The sequence below is a fragment of the Dietzia cercidiphylli genome, assembly GCF_014145145.1.
GTDB classification, from domain to species: domain Bacteria; phylum Actinomycetota; class Actinomycetes; order Mycobacteriales; family Mycobacteriaceae; genus Dietzia; species Dietzia natronolimnaea.
This window is the reverse complement of record NZ_JAALEA010000278.1, coordinates 1-3,198: the sequence shown is the minus strand read 5'-3', so window position 1 is coordinate 3,198 and position 3,198 is coordinate 1. Positions and strand designations below refer to the sequence as shown.

General features: G+C 65.1%; 3 pseudogenes. 2 read left to right on the top strand and 1 reads right to left on the bottom strand.

The window, feature by feature from the left end:
- Together G6028_RS18250 and G6028_RS10465 are read left to right on the top strand one after the other, a co-directional pair.
- A pseudogene (locus tag G6028_RS18250) lies at positions 1 to 309 on the top strand (IS110 family transposase); the annotation flags it as partial.
- 48 nt (positions 310 to 357) lie between these two features.
- Positions 358 to 1,610 (top strand): annotated as a pseudogene (locus G6028_RS10465) (IS3 family transposase).
- A gap of 83 nt (positions 1,611 to 1,693) precedes the next feature.
- Here G6028_RS10465 and G6028_RS10460 read toward each other — a convergent pair.
- Positions 1,694 to 2,950 (bottom strand): annotated as a pseudogene (locus tag G6028_RS10460) (IS256 family transposase).
- Between the last annotated feature and the right edge of the window lie 248 nt (positions 2,951 to 3,198).

Genomic DNA, 3,198 nt, shown 5'->3' with positions numbered 1-3,198 from the left:
CGCCTCTACGACAAACCCCTGGTCCAGGACGAAGCTGCTCTGAAGAACGTGTTCGTCGGCCTGCAGCAGTACGGGGGTTCCTGTTGATCGTCGATCAGCCGAACACAATCGGGCACTGGCAATCGCAGTCGCTCGAGACTGCGGCTACTAGGTCGCTAACTGCCAGGATTGGCCATGCGGAAAGCGGCGGACCTGTATCCGAGGCGGTCGAAAACCGACGCCCGGGACTCGTGCATCATCGCCGAGACCGCCCGCACGATGCCGCGCACTCCGCGACCGGTAGACCGCAACAGCGAGGTCTGCATCGCCCCGGGTTTGATGGAGACATCGATTACCCGGGAAGGGATCATTGGGAATATGGGAGCACCTCGCAAGTACCCGGATGAGCTTCGTGAACGCGCGACGCGGATGGCGCTGGAAGCACTGTCCGACCCCGACCGCTCGCATGGTGCGATCGTGCGTGTCGCCGAGCACCTCGGCGTGCACCGCGAAGCACTACGGACCTGGGTCCGCAAAGCCCAGGCCGAGGGCCAGGACGCCTCGTCGGTCTCGGCTGATCGCGACGCCCGCCTGGCCCAGCTGGAGAAGGAAAACCGCGAGCTACGGCGGGCGAACACGATTTTGAAGCAGGCGTCGGCTTTTTTCGCTGCGGAGCTGGACCGTCCACAGCGCTGAAGGTCGAGTTCATCGACCGCCACAAGGACGAACACGGTGTCCAGCCGATCTGCGACGCACTGGCCGAGACCAGCGCCGCGATCGCGCCTTCGTCCTACTGCGCCGCCAAGACCCGGCCGCCCTCAGCGCGGTCGGTTCGCGACGCCGAACTGACGGCTGCGATCACCACGATGTACGAGGAGAACTACCACGTGTACGGAGCCCGGAAGATGTGGAAGGAGCTGGGCCGCGCCGGCCACCAGGTCGCCCGCTGCACCGTCGAACGCCTCATGAGAGCCGAAGGCCTCAAAGGGGTCCAGCGGGCCAAGTCGCCGCGCACCACCCGGCCAAGGGCTGAGACTGAGCGGCCCGCTGACCTGGTGGAACGCAAGTTCGTCGCCGAGCGCCCGAATCAACTTTGGGTCGCCGACATCACCTACATTCGCACGTACGCCGGGTGGGTGTACGCGGCGTTCATCATCGACGTCTACTCGCGGATGGTCGTCGGGTGGCAGCTGTCCAAGAACTTGTACACCGATCTGGCCCTGGACGCGCTGAACATGGCGATCTGGCAGCGCACCCACACCTGCGACGACCTCAGCGGACTGATTCATCACAGCGACCGCGGCGTGCAATACCGAGCGCTGCGCTACACCGAACGGCTCGAAGAACAGGACCTGGTGGCCTCGGTGGGTTCACGCGGCGACTCCTATGACAACGCGATGGCCGAGGCGTTCAACTCCCTGTTCAAGGCCGAGCTGATTCGCAACCGCCACAAGGGACCGTGGCGAGGAATCGACGACCTCGAGATCGCCGTCCCCGAGTACATCGACTGGTTCAACCACCGCCGGATTCACGGCGAGATCGGCTACGTCCCACCGGCGGAGTACGAAGCACAACACACGGCGGTCGAACCGGCACCAGAGTCCGTCGACGACCTCATCGACGCCAGATAACCACCCTCTACAAAACCCGGGGCTTGACATACTCATCAAGCTCCTAGTAGCGGTGTAACTGGTTCTTGATCCTTCGTTGTTGCTCAGGCGGGTAGTTGCATCAGTGGATCGGTGGTCACCTCCGTGGTGAGCTGGTGTCGCTGTCGGTGGGCAGTGTGAGTCGGCAGCGTTTCAGGACTTCGAGTCCGAGGTAGCGGCGCCCTTCGGCCCATTCGTCGGTCTGCTCGGCAGGACCGCGCCGATGAGGCGGACGATTGCCTCGCGGTTGGGGAAGATCCCCACGACGTCGGTGCGGCGGCGGGTCTCTCGGTTGAGCCGTTCGGTGGGGTTGCTGGACCAGATTTGTCGCCACACGTCGTCGGGGAACGTGGTGAAGGCGAGCAGGTCCCCGCGGGCATCGCCGAGGTGGTCGGCGACGTCGGGCAGCCTGCCGTCGGTGTACTCCAGAAGCCGGTCGATCTGCTCGTGCACCGCGGGTAGCGGTGGGCTGGTCATACACGCTGTGCAGCATCGCTTTCACGGCCGGCCACACCGACTTGGGGCACACGACCATCAGGTTGGCGGCGTAGTGGGTGCGGCAGCGCTCCCACGCCGCGCCGGGCAGGTTCGCCGCGATCGCCTCGACGAACTCGGCGTGGGCCTCGAAGGTCACCAGACGGACCCGCCCAGGCCGCGGGCCACCAGGTCGGCGAAGAAGGTGTTCCACGAGGCCTTGGTCTCGCTGGTCGCCACCTGCATGCCCAGGACCTCGCGGTGGCCGTAGCCGTTGACCCCGGTGGCCAACAGGACCGAAGCCTTGACGACCTGATTGTTCTCCCGGACCTTGATCGTCAGGGCGTCGGCGGTGACGAAGGTGAACGGCCCGGCCTCGTCCAGGCGGCGGTGCCGGAACGCGGCGACCTGCTCGCCCAGGTGTTCGGCCATCCGTGAGACCTGCGACTTGGACAGCGAGTCGATGCCCAGGGTCTTGACCAGCTTGTCCATCCGGCGGGTCGAGACCCCGGCCAGGTAGCAGTCCGCCACGACGGTGATCAGCGCGGACTCGGCCCGCTTGCGGCGCTCGAGAAGCCACTCGGGAAAGTAGCTGCCTGAGCGCAACTTCGGGATGGCGAGGTCGACGGTGCCGACGCGAGTGTCCAGGGGCGGAGGCGGTAGCCGTTGCGGCGGTTGGTGCGGTCGGTGGTGCGGGCGTTCCATTCGGCGCCCCATGCGCTGTCGGCGTCGGCGTAAAGCAATACGTTGATCATGGTCTGCAGCAGCTCACGCATCAGATCCGGTCATGCGTCGGCGAGGGCTTGGGTAAGCAGGCCTGCAGGGTCGACAATATGGGGTGCGGTCATCGCGATGACTCCTCGAGGATTCTTTAGACGGTTGACTCGAAGGATCACGCGGTGGCCGCTCTACATCCATCAACGACACGGATGTCGGAGACGATCTCGGCCACCGAGTTACACCACCCTATGGGGCACTATTATCGACGCCAGCACCTGGTCAAAGTCGGGCTTGGCGTAATCCTCCGAGACGCGCTTGCGCCCGTCGAAGAACGTCCCTGCAATCTCGGCCGGGTTCATCGACGCCGCTTGGCCGG